Source organism: Streptococcus sp. FSL E2-3494 (assembly GCF_038007085.1).
Classification (GTDB): domain Bacteria; phylum Bacillota; class Bacilli; order Lactobacillales; family Streptococcaceae; genus Streptococcus; species Streptococcus thermophilus.
In genome coordinates this window covers 91,197-110,583 of record NZ_JBBOWN010000001.1, presented here as the reverse complement: position 1 = coordinate 110,583, position 19,387 = coordinate 91,197, and the positions used below count along the sequence as shown (strand labels likewise).

Sequence of the window (19,387 nt, the reverse complement as noted above, 5' to 3'; positions counted from 1 at the left end):
ATAGAATCAGAGGACAAGAATAAAGATGGAGAATTGATAAAATGACCGAAAAAGAGCATTTTTTTTGGAATAAGCTCTTAGAGCTGGCCAAAGAAGAACTAACACAAGCCACTTTTGATTATTATGTCCTAGATACCAAGCTCATCAAAATTCAAGATAACGTTGCTACAATTCTGCTTGAAGAAGTCAAGAAACTATTCTGGGAAAAGAACATGCAATCTTTCATTTTGATGACTGGATTTGAAGTCTACAATAGTGAGATAAAAGTTGAATATGTCTTTGACGAGGCTCTCGTTAGCGAAACAAAACCAACTTTAGCAAACAATGACTTCAGCAATAAAAGGGAACAACAAACACCTGATCTTCCCACTTTGAACTCGGACTTAAATAGTAAGTATACCTTTGATAATTTTATTCAAGGAGATGAAAACCGCTGGTCTGTAGCAGCATCTCTAGCTGTAGCTGATTCACCAGGAGCAACTTATAACCCTTTATTCATTTATGGGGGACCTGGTCTAGGAAAAACTCACTTGCTCAATGCCATTGGTAATAAGGTCTTACATGATAATCCCCAAGCACGAATCAAATACATAACTGCCGAAAATTTTATTAATGAGTTTGTTTTACATATCCGTTTAGATAAAATGGATGAACTAAAGCTAAAATACCGCCATCTAGACGTGCTTTTAATTGATGATATACAATCGTTGGCTAAAAAGTCTACGCAAGCCACTCAAGAGGAATTTTTCAATACTTTCAATGTCCTTCACGATAATAATAAACAAATTGTCTTGACTAGCGACCGAAATCCAGATCAATTGAATGAGATGGAAGAGCGTCTTGTCACGCGCTTCAAATGGGGCTTGACTGTAAATATTACACCGCCTGACTTTGAAACCCGAGTTGCTATTCTTACCAATAAGATTATGGACTATGATTACCATTTTCCACCTGAAACAATTGAGTATTTAGCTGGCCAATTTGACTCAAATGTCCGCGACTTAGAGGGAGCTTTGAAAGATATTAGCTTAGTTGCAAATGTCCGCCAGTTAGATACGATCACAGTTGAAGTAGCTGCCGAAGCTATTCGTGCACGTAAAATAGATGGCCCTAAGTTAACTCTCATTCCGATTGAAGACATCCAAAGTGAGGTTGGAAAATTTTATAATGTCACGGTTAAAGAGATTAAGGCAACTAAACGAACACAGAATATTGTCTTAGCGCGTCAGGTTGCCATGTATCTTGCGCGTGAAATGACTGATAACTCCCTTCCAAAAATTGGAAAAGAATTTGGAGGAAGAGATCACTCAACTGTTCTACATGCTTACAATAAAATCAAAAATATGCTTACTCAAGATGACAGTTTACGCATTGAAATTGATACCATTAAAAACAAGATAAAATAACTCTTGTGGAAAACTTATGCACAGTTTTCCACAAGATGTGCACAAGTTTAAAATCTTGATAAAACTGTGATTTAGATATTTATGCACAATATCCACAAGACCTACTACTACTACTAATATAATACTAATAAAATAAAGGAGCAACATGATTCAATTTGCTATTAATAAAGCTTATTTCCTACAAGCCCTTCATACAACTCGACGTGCTATTTCTTCAAAAAATGCTATTCCCATTCTATCAACTATAAAAATCGAAGTTACTAGTGATGGTATCTATTTAACTGGCTCAAATGGACAAATCTCGATAGAGAATAGCATCTCTGCTTCAGAAGAAAATGCAGGTTTATTAATTACACAACCAGGTAGTATCCTTTTAGAAGCGAATTTTTTCATCAACGTTGTTTCAAGCTTACCTGATGTTACTCTTACATTTGAAGAAATAGAACAATACCAAGTATTACTAAAGAGTGCTAAATCAGAGATTACTCTAAAAGGAAAGGATGCTGAGCAATATCCTCGTATTCAAGAAGTTGACAGCTTGACACCACTAATTATGGACACTAAAATGTTAAAATCTATCATTGCTGAAACGTCATTTGCAGCAAGCACGCAAGAAAGTCGTCCAATTTTAACTGGAGTTCACTTTGTTCTTTCAAATCACAAAGATCTTAAAGCTGTTGCCACTGATTCTCATCGTATGAGCCAACGTCAACTTGTTTTGGAACATTCTGCAGATAACTTTGATGTAGTAATCCCAAGCCGATCACTTAAAGAGTTATCAGCAGTCTTTAGTGATGGTATTGAAAATTTGAAAATTTTCTTCTCTGCAAATCAAATTCTATTCCGTAGTGAGACAATCTCTTTTTACACACGTTTACTAGAAGGAAATTATCCAGATACTAATCGTCTCTTGTCAGATTCATTTGAAACAGAGGTTGTGTTTGAAACATCTACCCTTCGTTCTGCTATGGAACGTTCCTATTTGATTTCAAATGCAAGTCAAAGTGGCACGGTGAAACTCGAAATCATCAATGGTAATGTTAGTGCTCATGTTAATTCACCTGAAGTCGGAAAGGTGAATGAAGATATTGATGTGCTAGACGTTTCAGGAAGTGATTTGATTATTAGTTTTAATCCCACTTACTTGATAGACGCTTTGAAAGCACTAAAAAGTGAGTCAGTTCGTGTTCGTTTCATTTCTCCAGTACGCCCATTCACTTTGACACCAGCAGATGACAGTGAAAACTTTATTCAATTAATTACACCTGTAAGAACAAACTAAAATCGAAAAGTTATCCACTGTGGATAACTTTTTTACTAAGGAGGAAGTTTATGTACCAAATTGGAAGTTTAGTTGAAATGAAGAAACCCCATGCTTGTACTATCAAAGCAACAGGAAAAAAAGCTAACGAGTGGGAAGTGACTCGTCTTGGAGCTGACATAAAAATTCGTTGTACAAATTGTAATCATGTGGTCATGATGAGTCGTCATGATTTTGAAAAGAAGCTTAAAAAGGTTTTATAACAGCTATTACGGACGTCACTTACCTACTAGATTCTTATATTAAAAGCTATAGCACTTTGGCAAAATAAAAAGTATCCAAGGTCCCCTAATCGTCTTCCTTATAGCATTTTTCCTTACTTCTCTTTTTCTGATTCTCAAAAGGGAAGTTGCCTATTTTTAACAATTTTTGTGTTATAATTAACTAAATTACTTTTTAATGGAGAAATAAATAAATGGCTTTAACAGCAGGTATCGTTGGTTTGCCGAACGTTGGTAAATCAACTCTTTTCAATGCAATTACAAAAGCAGGTGCGGAAGCTGCTAACTATCCTTTCGCAACAATAGATCCAAATGTTGGTATGGTCGAAGTACCAGATGAGCGTTTGACAAAATTGACTGAACTTATCACCCCTAAAAAGACAGTGCCAACTACATTTGAGTTCACAGATATTGCGGGTATCGTAAAAGGGGCATCAAAGGGTGAAGGGCTTGGAAATAAGTTCTTGGCCAATATTCGTGAAGTGGATGCGATTATCCATGTCGTTCGTGCCTTCGATGATGAAAATGTTATGCGTGAACAAGGGCGCGAGGATGACTTTGTGGATCCGATGGCTGATATCGATACAATCAACCTAGAATTGATTTTGGCTGACCTTGAGTCAATTAACAAACGTTATGCGCGTGTCGAAAAGATCGCTCGTACTCAAAAAGATAAAGATTCTGTGGCAGAGTTTAATATTCTTCAAAAGATTAAACCCGTTCTAGAAGATGGTAAGTCTGCCCGTACAATTGATTTTACTGAGGAAGAACAAAAAATTGTTAAGGGACTCTTCCTCTTGACAACAAAACCAGTGCTTTATGTGGCTAACGTTGATGAAGACCAGGTCGCAAATCCTGATGATATTGATTATGTGAAGCAAATTCGTGAGTTTGCAGCGACTGAAAATGCAGAAGTAGTTGTTATTTCGGCTCGTGTTGAGGAAGAAATTTCTGAGTTGGATGATGAAGATAAGGAGATGTTCTTGGAAGACCTTGGTTTGACAGAGTCAGGAGTCGATAAACTAACACGCGCAGCATATCATTTGCTTGGTCTTGGAACTTATTTCACTGCCGGTGAAAAAGAGGTCCGCGCTTGGACCTTTAAACGAGGGATCAAGGCTCCACAAGCAGCTGGAATTATCCACTCTGACTTCGAGAAAGGTTTTATCCGCGCTGTAACAATGTCGTATGACGATTTGATTAAATATGGCTCTGAGAAAGCTGTTAAAGAAGCTGGACGCCTTCGTGAAGAAGGAAAAGAGTATGTTGTCCAAGATGGTGACATCATGGAATTCCGTTTCAACGTTTAGAAAATAAAAAATAGTGCACAAGGCTGAAAAGTATTTTTCAGTCCTTTTGCTGTTTATCAAAGAGGAGAAATGATGACAAAATTAGTAGTTGGATTGGGAAACCCTGGTTCAAAATACCATGAAACACGACACAATGTTGGTTTTATGGCTATAGACCTAATGGCTAAAGAATTAGGATTAACCTTTTCTGAGGAAAAGACTTTTAAGGCTGAAGTAGCTTCAACCTTTTTAAACGGTGAGAAAGTTTATTTTGTTAAACCAACAACTTTTATGAATCTATCTGGTCTAGCTGTGAGAGCACTGCTAGCTTATTACAATATTCCCATGGAGGATTTTATCGTCATTTACGATGATTTAGATATGGAAGTTGGGAAATTGCGCTTTCGTCAAAAGGGATCAGCAGGTGGTCATAATGGTATTAAATCTATCATTGCTGAAACTGGAACTCAAGAATTTGATCGTATAAAAATTGGCATTGGTCGGCCACAGAAAGGAATGACGGTTGTTAACCATGTTCTTGGAAAATTTAGTGAAGACGATTATGCCATGATTTTACTTACTTTAGACAAGGTAGAGACAGCCCTCCATCACTACTTAAAAACAAATGATTTTGAAGACACCATGAGGCGGTATAATGGCTAATACGATCTTAGAGCTTTTTGAGAAGAATCATCAATTGCTTGAGTGGCGTGATAAGGTAAGCTTATTGAGTAGGCAATTGGTCATGGGATTTTCTGGTTCGAGCAAGGCAGTTGCCATGGCATCTGCCCTTTCTAATCAGGTTCCTAAGATTTTTATAGTTACCTCAACACAAAATGAAGCTGAGCAATTAGTAGGAGATTTGTCAGCTATCTTAGGAGAGGATAAGGTTTATTCTTTTTTTGCGGATGATGTATCAGCTGCTGAATTTATCTTTGCTTCACCAGAAAAAACTCATTCTCGTCTTGAAAGTCTTAACTTTTTAATGGATGAAGAGGCAAGTGGGGTCTTGGTTACAAGTTTAGTTGGTACGAAGTTACATTTGCCTAATCCTAGGGTTTATAAGGACTCTCGCATCGACTTAGTACTAGGGAAGGAACATGATTTAGATGCTCTCAGTAGGCATCTAACGCATATTGGGTATCAAAGAGTAGAGCAAGTTCTTTCACCTGGAGAGTTTAGTCGTAGGGGGGATATTTTAGATATTTACGAATTGACTGCAGAGCTTCCCTACCGATTAGAGTTTTTTGGAGATGAGATTGATGGCATTCGTCAGTTTGATAGCGATAGTCAGAAATCTTTAAACAATTTAGATCATGTTGTTATATCACCGGCGGATGATATTATCTTAACAAGAGAAGATTACCAACGTGCTGAGAAGGCCCTAGAAAGTGCGGTCTCGAAGGCAGACGGTCTTCATAAGGCTTACCTTGAGGAAGTTCTATCAGTGACGATTGATGGTCATCGCCATAAAGATTTACGTAAGTTTTTGTCTCTCTTTTATGACAAAGCTTATACCTTATTTGACTATCTTCCAAAAGGGACTCCTGTATTCATTGATGATTTTCAAAAGATAGTGGACCGCCATGGACGTCTTGAATTGGAAGTGGCTAATCTTTTAACTGAGGATCTTCATCAAGGTAAGTCTCTGAGTCATCTAAACTACTTCGTGGATTCATTTAAGACTTTACGTAACTATCAGCCAGCTAGCTTCTTTTCTAATTTCCATAACGGATTAGGAAATCTTAAATTTGATAAGTTGTATCAATTCACACAATACCCTATGCAGGAGTTTTTCAACCAATTTCCATTACTGATTGACGAAATTCGTCGTTATACTAAGAATAAGGCAACGGTTATTTTACAAGTAGGGTCTGATAAGCAACTTAATTCTTTGAAGGAAACCTTGGAAGAGTACAATCTAGATTTACCTCTTAGTAGCTTTGGAGATTTGATACCTCATAAGGCTCAACTAGTCCTAGGAAACTTATCGAATGGCTTTTACTTTGCAGATGAAAAGGTTGTTCTGGTTACTGAACGTGAGATTTTTCATAAAAAAGTAAAACGTCGTACGCGTGCTAACCATATTTCTAATGCTGAGCGTCTTAAAGACTATAATGAACTTGAAAAAGGTGATTATGTTGTACACCAGACTCATGGTATAGGACAATTTAAAGGTATTGAGACTATTGAAATTAAAGGGGTACACCGTGACTACTTGACCATTCAATATCAGGATGCTGCAACAATTTCTCTACCTATTGAGCAGATTGAGAGTCTCTCTAAGTATGTGTCAGTGGACGGGAAAGAGCCTAAAATTAATAAACTCAATGATGGGCGTTTCCAAAAGACCAAACAAAAAGTAAGCAAGCAGGTAGAGGATATTGCTGATAATCTCTTAAAACTCTATGCCGAGCGAAGTCAACTGAAAGGATTTACTTTTTCACCGGATGATGATAATCAAAGGGATTTTGAAGATGAGTTCTCCTATGCTGAGACAGTGGATCAACTGCGTTCCATTAAGGAAATTAAGGCGGACATGGAGTCAGACAAACCTATGGATCGTCTCTTGGTTGGTGATGTTGGTTTTGGTAAGACAGAGGTAGCCATGCGTGCTGCCTTCAAGGCGGTCAATGATGGGAAGCAAGTTGCTATCCTAGTTCCTACCACAGTTCTTGCCCATCAGCATTATATAAATTTTAAAGAGCGTTTTGAAAATCATGCTGTTGAAGTAGATGAACTCAGTCGTTTTAGAAGTAAAAAAGAGCAAAATGAGACTATTAAAAATCTAGCTAAAGGACGTATTGATATTATTATTGGGACCCACCGCTTGTTGTCTAAAGATGTTAAGTTTTCTGATTTAGGCTTGCTAGTAATTGATGAAGAACAACGTTTTGGCGTGAAGCATAAAGAGAAACTTAAGGAGTTGAAAGCTAAAGTTGATGTCCTTACTCTAACTGCGACCCCTATTCCTCGTACGCTTCATATGTCTATGTTGGGTATTCGTGATTTGTCGATTATTGAGACAGCACCTACCAACCGTTATCCAGTTCAAACTTATGTTATGGAAACCAATCCTGGTCTTATTCGAGAAGCGATATTAAGGGAGATGGACAGAGGTGGCCAGATTTTTTATATTTATAATCGTGTTGAAACCATTGATCAAAAAGTTTCTGAACTGCATGAGCTAGTCCCTGAAGCACGTATCGGATTTGTTCATGGTCAGATGAGTGAAGTTATGTTGGAGAATACTCTCTTAGATTTTTTGAATGGTGATTACGATATTTTGGTAGCAACGACCATTATCGAGACAGGCATTGATATCCCCAATGTTAATACACTTTTCATTGAGAATGCAGACCATATGGGCTTGTCTACCCTTTATCAGCTAAGAGGTCGTGTGGGACGTAGTAATCGAATTGCCTATGCCTACTTTATGTATCGTCCTGACAAAGTGTTGACGGAAGTCTCAGAGAAGCGTTTGGATGCTATTAAGGGATTTACAGAACTGGGATCAGGTTTCAAAATTGCTATGCGTGATTTATCGATTCGCGGTGCAGGGAATATTCTTGGTGCTTCTCAAAGTGGTTTCATCGACTCAGTCGGATTTGAAATGTACTCGCAACTCTTGGAAGAGGCTATCAATAAGCGTCAAGGTAAGACTCAGGTTCGTCGAAAAGGAAATGCAGAGTTCAATCTTCAGATTGATGCTTACCTTCCTTCTGACTATATTTCTGACGAGCGCCAAAAAATTGAAATTTATAAGCGTATTCGTGAAATTGAGAATCAGAAAGACTACCAGGACCTTCAAGATGAGTTGATTGACCGCTTTGGAGAATATCCAGATCAAGTTGCCTATCTCATTGAGATTGGTCTGGTTAAGGCCTATTTAGATGCTGCCTTTGCAGAATTAGTCGAGCGTAAGAACGATACTATCATCGTTCGTTTCGAAAAAGTCTCTCTAAAATTCTTCTTGACACAAGACTATTTTGAAGCCATCTCTAAGACAAATTTAAAGGCAAGAATTAGTGATAATCAAGGAAAAGTAGAGATTATTTTTGATGTTCGTAACAAGAAAGACTATGAAATCCTTGAAGAATTAAAGATTTTTGGTCAGACATTTATGGAAATTAAAAAACGTAAAGAAAAAAAAGAAACTTAAGGAAAGTTTAAGTAAGTCTCTATATACTATAAAACATCCTAAAACTTTTCTTTTTCATAATTCTCCTGAGAGGGTCTACTAGTATCGATCCTCTTATTTTTGTGTTTGAAAAGGCTTTAGTCACCTATTTTTTTTTAAAAATGCTATTATAGAAGAAGTATCCTAACGGAAAGGAAACAGTAACATTGAGATTAGACAAATATTTAAAAGTATCACGAATTATCAAACGCCGTCCAGTGGCTAAAGAAGTAGCTGATAAAGGGCGTATTAAAGTAAATGGTGTACTCGCTAAGTCATCTACAGATTTGAAAATCGGTGATCAAGTGGAAGTTCGTTTTGGAAATAAACTTTTGACTGTTCGTGTTCTAGAAATGAAAGACAGTACGAAAAAAGAAGATGCAGCAAAAATGTATGAAATTATAAGTGAAACAAGGATTGAAGTGGATGAGCAAGAAGCCTAATATTGTACAACTTACTAACGATTACATTGATAATGCCAATCAAGAGCATCGTTTAGAGCGTGCCGAACACGAACAAAGGAATCGCTTTATGGGGTGGATGCTCTTTGTGGTTGTTTTACTCTTTATCTTGCCAACTTATAATCTAGTTGAAACGTATATGAATATTAAACAGCAAGAGAAGGAAGTCTTGTCATTACAGAAAGACTATGATAAATTGTCAGATCAGACAAAGGAACGAAAGGATTTGGCTAAGAAACTTAAGGATGATGCTTTCGCTGAGAAATATGCGCGTGCTAAGTATTACTATTCACGTGAAGGAGAGTCTATCTATCCTGTACCAAGCTTATTACCCTAATGAAAGATTTACTTAAAACTGTAGAAATTTTTTTAACCTATTCAGAAGCCAAGTTAGAGGAACTATCAGAAAAAAATCAGCAACTTAAAACGGATGTACCGAGGAAAGAGGGGGTGAAGAAACAAGCATGAAAAAGCTATTAATAGCTGCAACTGCTGTGCTTGTATCTTCTAGCCCTATATTCCTACTTCCTATGGAGAAAGAGCTAACTCTGACTCCAAAACAGGTCCAAAACTTGTCTCAAAATACTATAGCTAGCTTGAGTCAATTTAAACAGATTCCTAAAAATCCAAGAACGATAACAAATATCCTAACTTATAAGAACAAGGAATTAACAGAATTTAAAACCAGTATCAAAGCAGATACCAAACTATCGATTTCTGCTATTTTTTGGAATGCTAAAGGTGAACCTGTTTTCCAACTTCAAGATGGTGATTTTGTAGCCGCTAGTCAGAAATTAATTATTGATGATAGTGTCTATAATCAAAAACCGGTAGACATGACCTTCTGGACTAAAGATGGTTTAACAGTTTACAAAGCCCCCTACGTTTTAGGAACTGAAAAAGCTGACTCTAAACTCGCTAGTTTCAAACCGATAAAGGTTAGCCGAGCTGCCCAGACGCATGCTGGAACTTATTATTTAGCAGATGGAGAGGGTTGGATTAATGCTTCTGACTTGTCAACTACAGATAATCGCATAGAGGATGTCCAGAGGGTCCTTAATGAGAAGTATAACAATCAAGAGCACATCTCAGTTTATGTCAAGCAGCTTGATACAGACCGCGTAGCAGCTATCAATGACGAAAAAAGCATGTATGCAGCTAGCGTAGCCAAGTTAGGTGTACTCTATTATGCACAGGAACGTCTGTCTCAAAAGAAATTATCATTATCCAATGAGTATCAATATACCTCTACTGTGAATGGTTTTCCAGGTGCTTATGATCCAGATGGCTCAGGAAAGATTAGTAAGATGACTGATGATAAGAATTATAGCTTGGAAAACTTGTTAAAGGCTGTAGCCCAAAATTCAGATAATGTAGCGACAAATATCTTAGGTTATTATGTAGCTAATCAGTATGATAATTCTTTCCAAAAATCAGTAGATAAGGCGTCAGCAACCTCATGGAATATGGATAAAAAAGAGTTGACTGCTAGAGCAGCAGGTACTTTGATGGAGGCTATTTATAGGCAAAATGGGGATATTATTAATTATCTTTCAAGTACAGACTATGATGGCGAACGTATTTCAAAAAATATTGATGTCCCTGTTGCACATAAAATAGGGGATGCCTACGATTTTAAACATGATGTCGCTATTGTCTATACAGATTCTCCCTTTATTCTTTCGATTTTTACAGATAAAGAAGGCTATGACAAAATCACCTCAATTGCAGATGATGTTTATGGAATTTTAAAATAATGACAGAAAAATTGTTGCAAATGATGCAAGCAAAAGGTTATTTTAACCAGCACAAGAAAGTTTTAGTAGCAGTATCAGGTGGAGCAGACTCGATGAGTTTGCTGCACTTTTTGTATAACCATCAAAAAGATTTGGATATTCAGCTGGGCATTGCTCACGTTAACCATAAGCAACGGCAAGAGTCGGAGTACGAAGAAAATTATTTACGTCATTGGGCAAAGGAACATAAGGTACCTTTGCACTACAGCGCATTCTCAGGAAAGTTTTCAGAAAATGCCGCCCGTACTTTTCGCTATGATTTTTTTAAGCGAATTATGAAAGAAGCTGACTATTCTGCTCTTGTTACAGCCCATCATGCTGATGATCAGGCTGAGACAATTTTTATGAGATTGTTGAGAGGAAGTCGTTTAAGACATCTGAGCGGGATTTGTGATGTAAGATCATTTGGCACTGGTCAGATTATTCGTCCCTTTTTGCATATTCCGAAAGATCAACTTCCCGTAACCTTTCATTTTGAAGATAGGAGTAATTCTTCTTTAGCCTATCTCCGAAATCGCATTAGACTGACCTACCTCCCTACTCTATCTCAGGAAAATCCTAAATTTAAGGAGCATCTTTGTCTTCTAGCAGATGAGATTGCCCTTATGGAGAAAGCATTAGAGGAGTTAACGAAGGATATTACTATAACCGATTTGTCTGTTTTTCAACAACAGACAGATGCTGTCCAACACCTTCTTATTCAGAGTTATTTAGAATCCTTTCCTGATTTACAGCTTTCAAAAGGTCAGTTCAATCAATTGATGAGTTTCCTAAGAAAAAAAACTTCAGGAAAGATGCCACTAAAAAATGGTTACGTGTTAGTCAAAACACAGACGGATTTCTTAATAACCAAAGAAGAGCCCATCAGCCTATCTTCTCCAAGCCTCCTAGAATTTGGAAAATCTATTGTGTTTGAGGAATACCTATTGACTTTTTCTGAACCACATGTCGTTTCTAATGTGGATACTATTAATATTTGGTCTGATGCGCCGATAGTGATTCGTCATAGACATGAAGGTGATAGGATTGACTTGGGTACTCACCACAAAAAAATAAGACGATTGTTCATAGACAATAAAATTTCAGAGAAAGATCGTCAAAAAGCCATTATAGGGGAACAAGATGGTCAGATTATTTTTCTCTATGTTGCGGGGCGTCTCTATTTGAAAAAAAGGCCTAAAAATGCTATACTTTATGGCACTGTTGTCATTTATAAGAAATTCTAATCAAATACCATGTTAAAATAACGATGATTGAAGTAAAAGTGGTATAATAAGACAATATCGACTTCGAGAAAGGGAAACCAAATGTTAGAAAAAGACATTAAAAAAATCCTCTTTTCCCAAGAGGATATCGTAACTAAAACTAAAGAACTAGGTCAACAACTGACAAAGGATTATGCAGGAAAAAATCCCCTTTTAGTATGTGTGTTGAAAGGTGCTGTTCCATTTATGGCAGAACTTATCAAACATATTGATACACATATTGAGATGGACTTTATGGTTGTTTCAAGCTATGGTGGCGGGACTGTCAGCAGTGGTGAAGTAAAGATTCTTAAGGATGTAGATACTAATATCGAAGGGAGAGACGTTATTTTTATTGAAGATATCATCGATACGGGTCGTACGCTCCTTTATCTTCGAGACATGTTCAAATACCGCAAAGCAAGCTCAGTAAAAATTGCAACTCTTTTTGATAAGCCAGAGGGTCGCGTCGTGGATATTGAGGCTGATTATGTATGTTATGATGTCCCTAACGAATTTATTGTTGGTTTCGGACTAGATTATGATGAAAAATACCGTAACCTTCCTTACGTTGGTGTCCTAAAAGAAGAAATTTATAATAAGTAAAGGGCTAATTAACTTATGAATAATAAAAATAATAATAGCTTCTTACGGAATGCTTTCCTTTACATCGTAATGATTATTGCGGTTGTAACGGCAGTACAGTATTTTGTTGGAGGAAGTCAAAGTCCAAGTCAACAATTATCTTATACCCAGTTGATTAAGAAAATTGAAGATGGTAAGGTAAAATCAATTACCTATCAACCTAATGGTAGTATCATTGAAGTTAAAGGAGACTACAAAAAGGCTGAAAAGGTTGATAATGACCTAAGTTTGCCATTTTTAGGTGGAGCATCGTCAGAGACACAAAGATTTACATCAACTGTGCTTCATAATGAAACGATAATACAGGCATTACAGTCAGCTTCAGAAAAAGCTAATGTTAATATCAAAATGATACGTGAAAGTTCAAGTGGTACTTGGATTTCGTATCTCTTTAGTTACCTTCCTTTGATTGGTATTGCTATTTTTTTCATTTTTATGATGAATCAAGGTGGTAATCGCGGTGCCATGAACTTTGGCCGTAATCGTGCTAAAGCTCAGTCAAAAGAAAATATTAAAGTTCGCTTTACAGATGTAGCCGGTGCAGAAGAAGAAAAAGAAGAACTTGTAGAAATAGTAGATTTCCTCAAAAATCCACGTAAATATAAAGCTTTGGGTGCACGTATTCCTAAAGGAGTCCTCCTCGAAGGCCCTCCAGGAACAGGTAAAACCCTCCTTGCTAAAGCTGTGGCTGGTGAAGCTGATGTACCATTCTTTAGCATCTCAGGTTCTGATTTTGTTGAAATGTTTGTCGGTGTCGGAGCTAGCCGTGTACGTAGTCTGTTTGAAGATGCTAAAAAGACAGAGCGTGCTATTATCTTTATTGATGAAATTGATGCTGTTGGTCGTCGTCGTGGTACCGGAATGGGAGGTGGCAATGATGAGCGTGAACAAACCCTTAACCAATTGTTGATAGAGATGGATGGGTTTGATGGTAATGAGAATATTATTGTCATTGCTGCAACCAACCGTAGTGATATTCTTGATCCAGCCCTTCTACGTCCGGGACGTTTTGACCGTAAAGTTCTTGTTGGACTCCCCGATGTAAAAGGTCGTGAAGCCATCTTGAAAGTACATGCTAAGAATAAACCATTGGCTGAAGATGTCAACCTTAAGGTTGTTGCTCAGCAAACTCCAGGTTTTGTTGGAGCTGACTTAGAGAATGTCTTGAATGAGGCTGCTTTAGTTGCGGCACGACGTGGTAAGACTAAGATTGATGCTAGTGATATTGATGAAGCAGAGGATCGTGTCATTGCTGGACCATCTAAGAAAGATCGCCAAGTTTCGGAACATGAACGTAAAGTTGTTGCCTACCATGAGGCTGGTCACACGATTGTTGGATTAACACTCTCTAGTGCTCGTGATGTTCACAAAGTTACTATTGTTCCCCGAGGTCGTGCGGGTGGCTATATGATTTCTTTACCAAAAGAAGATCAAATGTTGTCATCTAAAGACGAACTGAAAGAACAATTAGCGGGATTGATGGGAGGACGCGTTGCAGAAGAAATTATTTTTAATCTTCAAACTTCTGGTGCTTCCAACGACTTTGAGCAGGCAACACAGTTAGCACGTGCAATGGTTACTGAATATGGTATGAGTGAAAAACTTGGACCAGTCCAATATGAGGGGAACCACGCGATGAACCCAGGTCAATTCACGCCAGACAAGTCTTACTCAGCTCATACAGCTCAACTCATCGACGAAGAAATTCGATCACTTTTAGTTGAGGCACACGACAGAGCAGCTGAAATTATCAATGCAAACCGAGACACACATGCTCTTATTGCAGAAGCTTTGCTTAAGTATGAAACACTTGACGCTGCACAAATTAAATCAATTTATGAGACTGGTAAGATGCCGGTAGATTCAGAAGAAGATAACCATGCTTTATCCTTTGATGAAGTTAAAAAGAGACTTGAAAACAAAAATAAAGATGAAGAAGAGTAGAATTTTTCGGATCTTTGTCAACTGTAGTGGGTTGATGAAAAGTTACAACCTGGAGAGGACCAAATTGGTTCTCTCCTCTTTGATGTTCAAAACAATGAAAATTCTAGTTTTAAAGTTGTCAAAGTTCCGGAAGCTAAAAGCATTTCGCTTGATGACTTTGATGAGGTTAGTGGTAGCCTCTAGTTTTGCGTTTGAGTGGGGAAGTTCCAGTGCATTCATAATCTTGTCCTTATCTTTCAAAAAGGTCTTAAAAAGAGTTTGAAAAATAGGATTTACAGAAGAAATTGTTTCTTCAATAAGACTAAAGAAATGTTCCGTTTGTTTCTCTTGAAAATGAAAGAGTAGGAGTTGATAGAGATTATAGTGCTGTCTAAGTTCTTGTGAGTATGAAAAGAGCTTTTCTAGAACCTCTTTATTGGTCAAGTGTGACCGAAAAGTTGGTTGATAAAATCGTTTATCACTGAGTTTACTGCTATCCTGTTGGATGAGTTTCCAGTAACGTTTCAGTGCTTTATATTCGTGCGATCTCCGATCAAACTGATTCATAATTTGTATGCATACGCGATTCATTGCTCGATTGAGATGCTGGACAATGTGAAAGCAGTCGAGAACGATTTTTGAATTTGAAAAAAGTTTTCTAGCAATATCGTAGTAGGGACTAAACATGTCTATGGTAATGACTTTCACACGACATCTCACCTGTCTAGAATAACGAAGGAAATGATTGCGAATAGTTGCTTGAGTCCGTCCATCTAGGATAGCTACGATCTTTCTTGTATCGTAGTCATGTGCAATAAAGCTCATCTTACCTTTCTTGAAGCTGTACTCATCCCAGCTCATGTGTTATGGAAGGTGGTTAAGATCAGACTTGAACTCGAACTCTTTCAATTTACGGATGACTGTCGAAGTAGAGACCGATAAAGTTTCGGTGATAGTGGTCATAGAGACTTTCTCGATTAATTTTTGAGTGATTTTCTGGTTGACGATCGTTGAAATTTGGTGGTTCTTTTTGAACTAAGGAAGTCTCTGCGACAGCCATTTTTTCCGCATACGTTACAACGAAAGCGGCGTTTTCTCAATCGAATAAGAGTTTTGTAGACCGCACACTCTAGATAGGGAATTTTAAATTCTTTTTGGAAGTCAAATTTAGCCATTTGTCCTTGACAGTCGAGACACTTAGGAGCAGCGTAATCTAGCTTAGCGATGATTTCTTTATGTGTTCCAGCATCCAAATAATCCAAGATTATGATGTTCTTATCTCAACTCTGAGTATGTTTATGATAAAATCTAATTGTTCCATTAGGTTCTTTCTAATGATGGTTTGGTCACTTTTCATTATAGGTTGAACTGCACCCCAAAAGTTAGATTTTTCTATCTAACTTTTGGGGTGTTTTTATTATGAAATTAACTTATGAAGATAAAGTTCAAATATATGAATTGAGAAAGCAAGGTCAAACCTTCAACCAACTTTCAAAACGATTTGGTGTGGGTGCTTCTGGATTAAGATATATGACGAGATTGATTGAACGTTACGGAATAGAAATTATCAAGAAAGGTAAGAATTGTTACTATTCTCCAGAATTAAAACAACAAATGATTGATAAAGTGCTACTTGAAGGTCGTTCACAAAAAAGTGTAAGTCTTGATTATTGTCTTCCAAGTGGTGGAATGTTGCCTAACTAGATAGCACAATATAAAAAATGGGTATACAATTCTTGAGAAAAGAAGAGGCAGAGTACCTAAAATGGGGCGTAAACGTAAGAAAACTTGGGAAGAAATGACAGAACTAGAGCGACTCCAAGAGGAGAATGAACGCTTACGTACCGAGGTGGCCTACCTAAAAAAAGTTAAAAGAGTTAGAGGAAAGGGATGAAGCCTTACAGCGAGAAAGGCAGAGACAATTAGAGAAATGGTTTCAGGAGGATTTCGACTCGATTTACTTCTTGAAACAGCACGTTTAGCTCGCTCGACTTACTATTATCAGTTGAAACAACTAGATGGGCACGACAAAGATGAAGAGACTAAAGGCTAAATTCAAGAAATTTATTATGAGCATAAAGGAAATTATGGCTATCGCCGAATAACTCTTGAATTGAGGAATCGTGGTTTTGTAGTGAACCAGAAGAAGGTCCAACGTCTGATGAAGCTCTTTGGTTTAAGTTCCCAAATTCGTCGTAAACACAAATATTCTTCATACCAAGGAGAAGTTGGCAAGAAAGCAGATAACCTTATTCAACGCCAGTTTGAAGCAGCCAACCCAATGGAAAAGTGCTACACAGATGTGACAGAGTTTGCCATTCCAAATAGCACACATAAATTGTATTTATCGCCTGTTTTAGATGGTTTCAACAGCGAAATTATCGCTTATAATCTCTCAACTTCACCAAACTTAGAACAAGTGAAATCTATGTTAGACCAGTCCTTCACAGAGGAGCATTATGAAAATACAATTCTCCATAGTGACCAAGGTTGGCAATACCAACATCAGTATTATCATCAATTTTTAGAGGATAAAGGGATCCAACCGTCCATGTCACGTAAGGGAAATAGTCCAGACAATGGTATGATGGAGTCCTTCTTTGGCATTCTTAAGTCTGAGATGTTTTATGGTTATGAGAAGACGTTTCACCCACTTGAGCAATTGGAACAAGCTATTGTAGACTATATTGATTATTACAACAACAAACACATTAAGGTAAAATTAAAAGGACTTGGTCCTGTGCAATACAGAACTAAGTCCTTTGTGTAAATTAATTGTCTAACTTTTTGCAGTCAGTACAGGTCTTATGGGACTTTTTTAATCTTTTTCTACTTTTAATGAAAAAGTTCACTAATAACAAAAAATTATTAAAAAAGGTTCCAAAACTTTAAAAAAGTTATTGACAAGTTTAAGAAGGGATGATATTATAAATAAGCTGTCTCTTGAGAGACGGCCAGCACGAAGAAGAGAAAAAAACTTCAAAAAAAGTGTTGACAAGATATTCTGTCTTTGCTAGAATATAGAAGTTGTCTCAAGAGAGGCAAAGACCTTTGAGAACTGAATAAGAAACCAAGTGCAGGGTTATGATAGAAGAATTATAACCTGTCAATTTACAAGAATAAATCGTCAGACGACGGTAATGAGTTAACGCTCGAACAATTATTAAAGTATTAATGAGAGTTTGATCCTGGCTCAGGACGAACGCTGGCGGCGTGCCTAATACATGCAAGTAGAACGCTGAAGAGAGGAGCTTGCTCTTCTTGGATGAGTTGCGAACGGGTGAGTAACGCGTAGGTAACCTGCCTTGTAGCGGGGGATAACTATTGGAAACGATAGCTAATACCGCATAACAATGGATGACACATGTCATTTATTTGAAAGGGGCAATTGCTCCACTACAAGATGGACCTGCGTTGTATTAGCTAGTAGGTGAGGTAATGGCTCACCTAGGCGACGATACATAGCCGACCTGAGAGGGTGATCGGCCACACTGGGACTGAGACACGGCCCAGACTCCTACGGGAGGCAGCAGTAGGGAATCTTCGGCAATGGGGGCAACCCTGACCGAGCAACGCCGCGTGAGTGAAGAAGGTTTTCGGATCGTAAAGCTCTGTTGTAAGTCAAGAACGGGTGTGAGAGTGGAAAGTTCACACTGTGACGGTAGCTTACCAGAAAGGGACGGCTAACTACGTGCCAGCAGCCGCGGTAATACGTAGGTCCCGAGCGTTGTCCGGATTTATTGGGCGTAAAGCGAGCGCAGGCGGTTTGATAAGTCTGAAGTTAAAGGCTGTGGCTCAACCATAGTTCGCTTTGGAAACTGTCAAACTTGAGTGCAGAAGGGGAGAGTGGAATTCCATGTGTAGCGGTGAAATGCGTAGATATATGGAGGAACACCGGTGGCGAAAGCGGCTCTCTGGTCTGTAACTGACGCTGAGGCTCGAAAGCGTGGGGAGCGAACAGGATTAGATACCCTGGTAGTCCACGCCGTAAACGATGAGTGCTAGGTGTTGGATCCTTTCCGGGATTCAGTGCCGCAGCTAACGCATTAAGCACTCCGCCTGGGGAGTACGACCGCAAGGTTGAAACTCAAAGGAATTGACGGGGGCCCGCACAAGCGGTGGAGCATGTGGTTTAATTCGAAGCAACGCGAAGAACCTTACCAGGTCTTGACATCCCGATGCTATTTCTAGAGATAGAAAGTTACTTCGGTACATCGGTGACAGGTGGTGCATGGTTGTCGTCAGCTCGTGTCGTGAGATGTTGGGTTAAGTCCCGCAACGAGCGCAACCCCTATTGTTAGTTGCCATCATTCAGTTGGGCACTCTAGCGAGACTGCCGGTAATAAACCGGAGGAAGGTGGGGATGACGTCAAATCATCATGCCCCTTATGACCTGGGCTACACACGTGCTACAATGGTTGGTACAACGAGTTGCGAGTCGGTGACGGCGAGCTAATCTCTTAAAGCCAATCTCAGTTCGGATTGTAGGCTGCAACTCGCCTACATGAAGTCGGAATCGCTAGTAATCGCGGATCAGCACGCCGCGGTGAATACGTTCCCGGGCCTTGTACACACCGCCCGTCACACCACGAGAGTTTGTAACACCCGAAGTCGGTGAGGTAACCTTTTGGAGCCAGCCGCCTAAGGTGGGACAGATGATTGGGGTGAAGTCGTAACAAGGTAGCCGTATCGGAAGGTGCGGCTGGATCACCTCCTTTCTAAGGAAAAACGGAATGTACTTGAGTTTCTTATTTAGTTTTGAGAGGTCTTGTGGGGCCTTAGCTCAGCTGGGAGAGCGCCTGCTTTGCACGCAGGAGGTCAGCGGTTCGATCCCGCTAGGCTCCATTGAATCGAAAGATTCAAGTATTGTCCATTGAAAATTGAATATCTATATCAAATTC

The 19,387-nt window shown here is 38.5% G+C and carries 13 protein-coding genes, 1 tRNA gene, 1 rRNA gene and 2 pseudogenes; 16 read left to right on the top strand and 1 reads right to left on the bottom strand.

Annotated elements, in window-relative coordinates; translation table 11 throughout:
* Positions 1 to 41 precede the first annotated feature (41 nt).
* The 13 genes from dnaA to ftsH all read left to right on the top strand — a co-directional run bounded on the left by dnaA (position 42) and on the right by ftsH (position 14,507).
* The gene (dnaA, locus tag NST05_RS00585; protein ID WP_084828394.1) at positions 42 to 1,406 is read left to right on the top strand and encodes a chromosomal replication initiator protein DnaA; all 1,365 of its coding nucleotides are present in this window, start codon (positions 42 to 44) and stop codon (positions 1,404 to 1,406) included.
* Between the two features lie 145 nt (positions 1,407 to 1,551).
* Positions 1,552 to 2,688, top strand: coding sequence for a DNA polymerase III subunit beta (gene dnaN, locus NST05_RS00580; protein WP_084828395.1), 1,137 nt, complete (start codon positions 1,552 to 1,554; stop codon positions 2,686 to 2,688).
* Between the two features lie 50 nt (positions 2,689 to 2,738).
* Entirely contained in the window at positions 2,739 to 2,930 is a 192-nt protein-coding gene (locus tag NST05_RS00575; protein WP_084828396.1) for a DUF951 domain-containing protein, read from the top strand.
* A 212-nt stretch (positions 2,931 to 3,142) separates the two neighbouring features.
* Positions 3,143 to 4,258, top strand: a complete 1,116-nt coding sequence (gene ychF / locus NST05_RS00570) for a redox-regulated ATPase YchF (protein WP_002948588.1) — start codon at positions 3,143 to 3,145, stop codon at positions 4,256 to 4,258.
* 72 nt (positions 4,259 to 4,330) lie between these two features.
* Positions 4,331 to 4,900, top strand: a complete 570-nt coding sequence (gene pth, locus NST05_RS00565) for an aminoacyl-tRNA hydrolase (RefSeq protein WP_002948591.1) — start codon at positions 4,331 to 4,333, stop codon at positions 4,898 to 4,900.
* A complete protein-coding gene (mfd, locus tag NST05_RS00560) occupies positions 4,893 to 8,399 on the top strand; it encodes a transcription-repair coupling factor (RefSeq protein WP_084828397.1) in 3,507 nt (1,168 codons plus the stop codon). Before pth ends, mfd begins: the two co-directional genes overlap by 8 nt.
* A gap of 185 nt (positions 8,400 to 8,584) precedes the next feature.
* On the top strand, positions 8,585 to 8,860 hold the full coding sequence (locus tag NST05_RS00555; protein WP_002948594.1) for an RNA-binding S4 domain-containing protein: 276 nt from the start codon (positions 8,585 to 8,587) through the stop codon (positions 8,858 to 8,860).
* On the top strand, positions 8,844 to 9,215 hold the full coding sequence (locus tag NST05_RS00550; protein WP_084828398.1) for a septum formation initiator family protein: 372 nt from the start codon (positions 8,844 to 8,846) through the stop codon (positions 9,213 to 9,215). Before NST05_RS00555 ends, NST05_RS00550 begins: the two co-directional genes overlap by 17 nt.
* On the top strand, positions 9,215 to 9,346 hold the full coding sequence (locus NST05_RS00545; protein WP_022096586.1) for an SP_0009 family protein: 132 nt from the start codon (positions 9,215 to 9,217) through the stop codon (positions 9,344 to 9,346). The genes NST05_RS00550 and NST05_RS00545 overlap by 1 nt, the downstream gene beginning before the upstream one ends.
* Positions 9,343 to 10,635, top strand: a complete 1,293-nt coding sequence (locus NST05_RS00540; protein ID WP_084828399.1) for a serine hydrolase — start codon at positions 9,343 to 9,345, stop codon at positions 10,633 to 10,635. The genes NST05_RS00545 and NST05_RS00540 overlap by 4 nt, the downstream gene beginning before the upstream one ends.
* On the top strand, positions 10,635 to 11,900 hold the full coding sequence (tilS, locus tag NST05_RS00535; protein ID WP_084828400.1) for a tRNA lysidine(34) synthetase TilS: 1,266 nt from the start codon (positions 10,635 to 10,637) through the stop codon (positions 11,898 to 11,900). The genes NST05_RS00540 and tilS overlap by 1 nt, the downstream gene beginning before the upstream one ends.
* An 81-nt stretch (positions 11,901 to 11,981) precedes the next feature.
* Positions 11,982 to 12,524, top strand: a complete 543-nt coding sequence (hpt, locus tag NST05_RS00530; protein WP_002948598.1) for a hypoxanthine phosphoribosyltransferase — start codon at positions 11,982 to 11,984, stop codon at positions 12,522 to 12,524.
* Between the two features lie 15 nt (positions 12,525 to 12,539).
* Positions 12,540 to 14,507, top strand: coding sequence for an ATP-dependent zinc metalloprotease FtsH (gene ftsH, locus NST05_RS00525; RefSeq protein ID WP_011680579.1), 1,968 nt, complete (start codon positions 12,540 to 12,542; stop codon positions 14,505 to 14,507).
* Between the two features lie 42 nt (positions 14,508 to 14,549).
* Here ftsH and NST05_RS00520 read toward each other — a convergent pair.
* Positions 14,550 to 15,807, bottom strand: a pseudogene (locus NST05_RS00520) (ISL3 family transposase).
* A 98-nt stretch (positions 15,808 to 15,905) separates the two neighbouring features.
* Here NST05_RS00520 and NST05_RS00515 point away from each other — a divergent pair.
* From NST05_RS00515 to NST05_RS00505, 3 genes and pseudogenes are all read left to right on the top strand, one after another.
* A pseudogene (locus NST05_RS00515) lies at positions 15,906 to 17,256 on the top strand (IS3 family transposase).
* A 400-nt stretch (positions 17,257 to 17,656) separates the two neighbouring features.
* A 16S ribosomal RNA gene (locus NST05_RS00510) occupies positions 17,657 to 19,204 on the top strand.
* Positions 19,205 to 19,258: 54 nt separating this feature from the next.
* A tRNA-Ala gene (locus NST05_RS00505) sits at positions 19,259 to 19,331 on the top strand.
* Positions 19,332 to 19,387: the final 56 nt, after the last annotated feature.

Coding starts and splice junctions, on each gene's coding strand:
- dnaA (WP_084828394.1), top strand. CDS start 42: ATGACCGAAAAAGAGCATTTTTTTTGGAATAAGCTCTTAGAGCTGGCC.
- dnaN (WP_084828395.1), top strand. CDS start 1,552: ATGATTCAATTTGCTATTAATAAAGCTTATTTCCTACAAGCCCTTCAT.
- NST05_RS00575 (WP_084828396.1), top strand. CDS start 2,739: ATGTACCAAATTGGAAGTTTAGTTGAAATGAAGAAACCCCATGCTTGT.
- ychF (WP_002948588.1), top strand. CDS start 3,143: ATGGCTTTAACAGCAGGTATCGTTGGTTTGCCGAACGTTGGTAAATCA.
- pth (WP_002948591.1), top strand. CDS start 4,331: ATGACAAAATTAGTAGTTGGATTGGGAAACCCTGGTTCAAAATACCAT.
- mfd (WP_084828397.1), top strand. CDS start 4,893: ATGGCTAATACGATCTTAGAGCTTTTTGAGAAGAATCATCAATTGCTT.
- NST05_RS00550 (WP_084828398.1), top strand. CDS start 8,844: ATGAGCAAGAAGCCTAATATTGTACAACTTACTAACGATTACATTGAT.
- NST05_RS00545 (WP_022096586.1), top strand. CDS start 9,215: ATGAAAGATTTACTTAAAACTGTAGAAATTTTTTTAACCTATTCAGAA.
- NST05_RS00540 (WP_084828399.1), top strand. CDS start 9,343: ATGAAAAAGCTATTAATAGCTGCAACTGCTGTGCTTGTATCTTCTAGC.
- tilS (WP_084828400.1), top strand. CDS start 10,635: ATGACAGAAAAATTGTTGCAAATGATGCAAGCAAAAGGTTATTTTAAC.
- hpt (WP_002948598.1), top strand. CDS start 11,982: ATGTTAGAAAAAGACATTAAAAAAATCCTCTTTTCCCAAGAGGATATC.
- ftsH (WP_011680579.1), top strand. CDS start 12,540: ATGAATAATAAAAATAATAATAGCTTCTTACGGAATGCTTTCCTTTAC.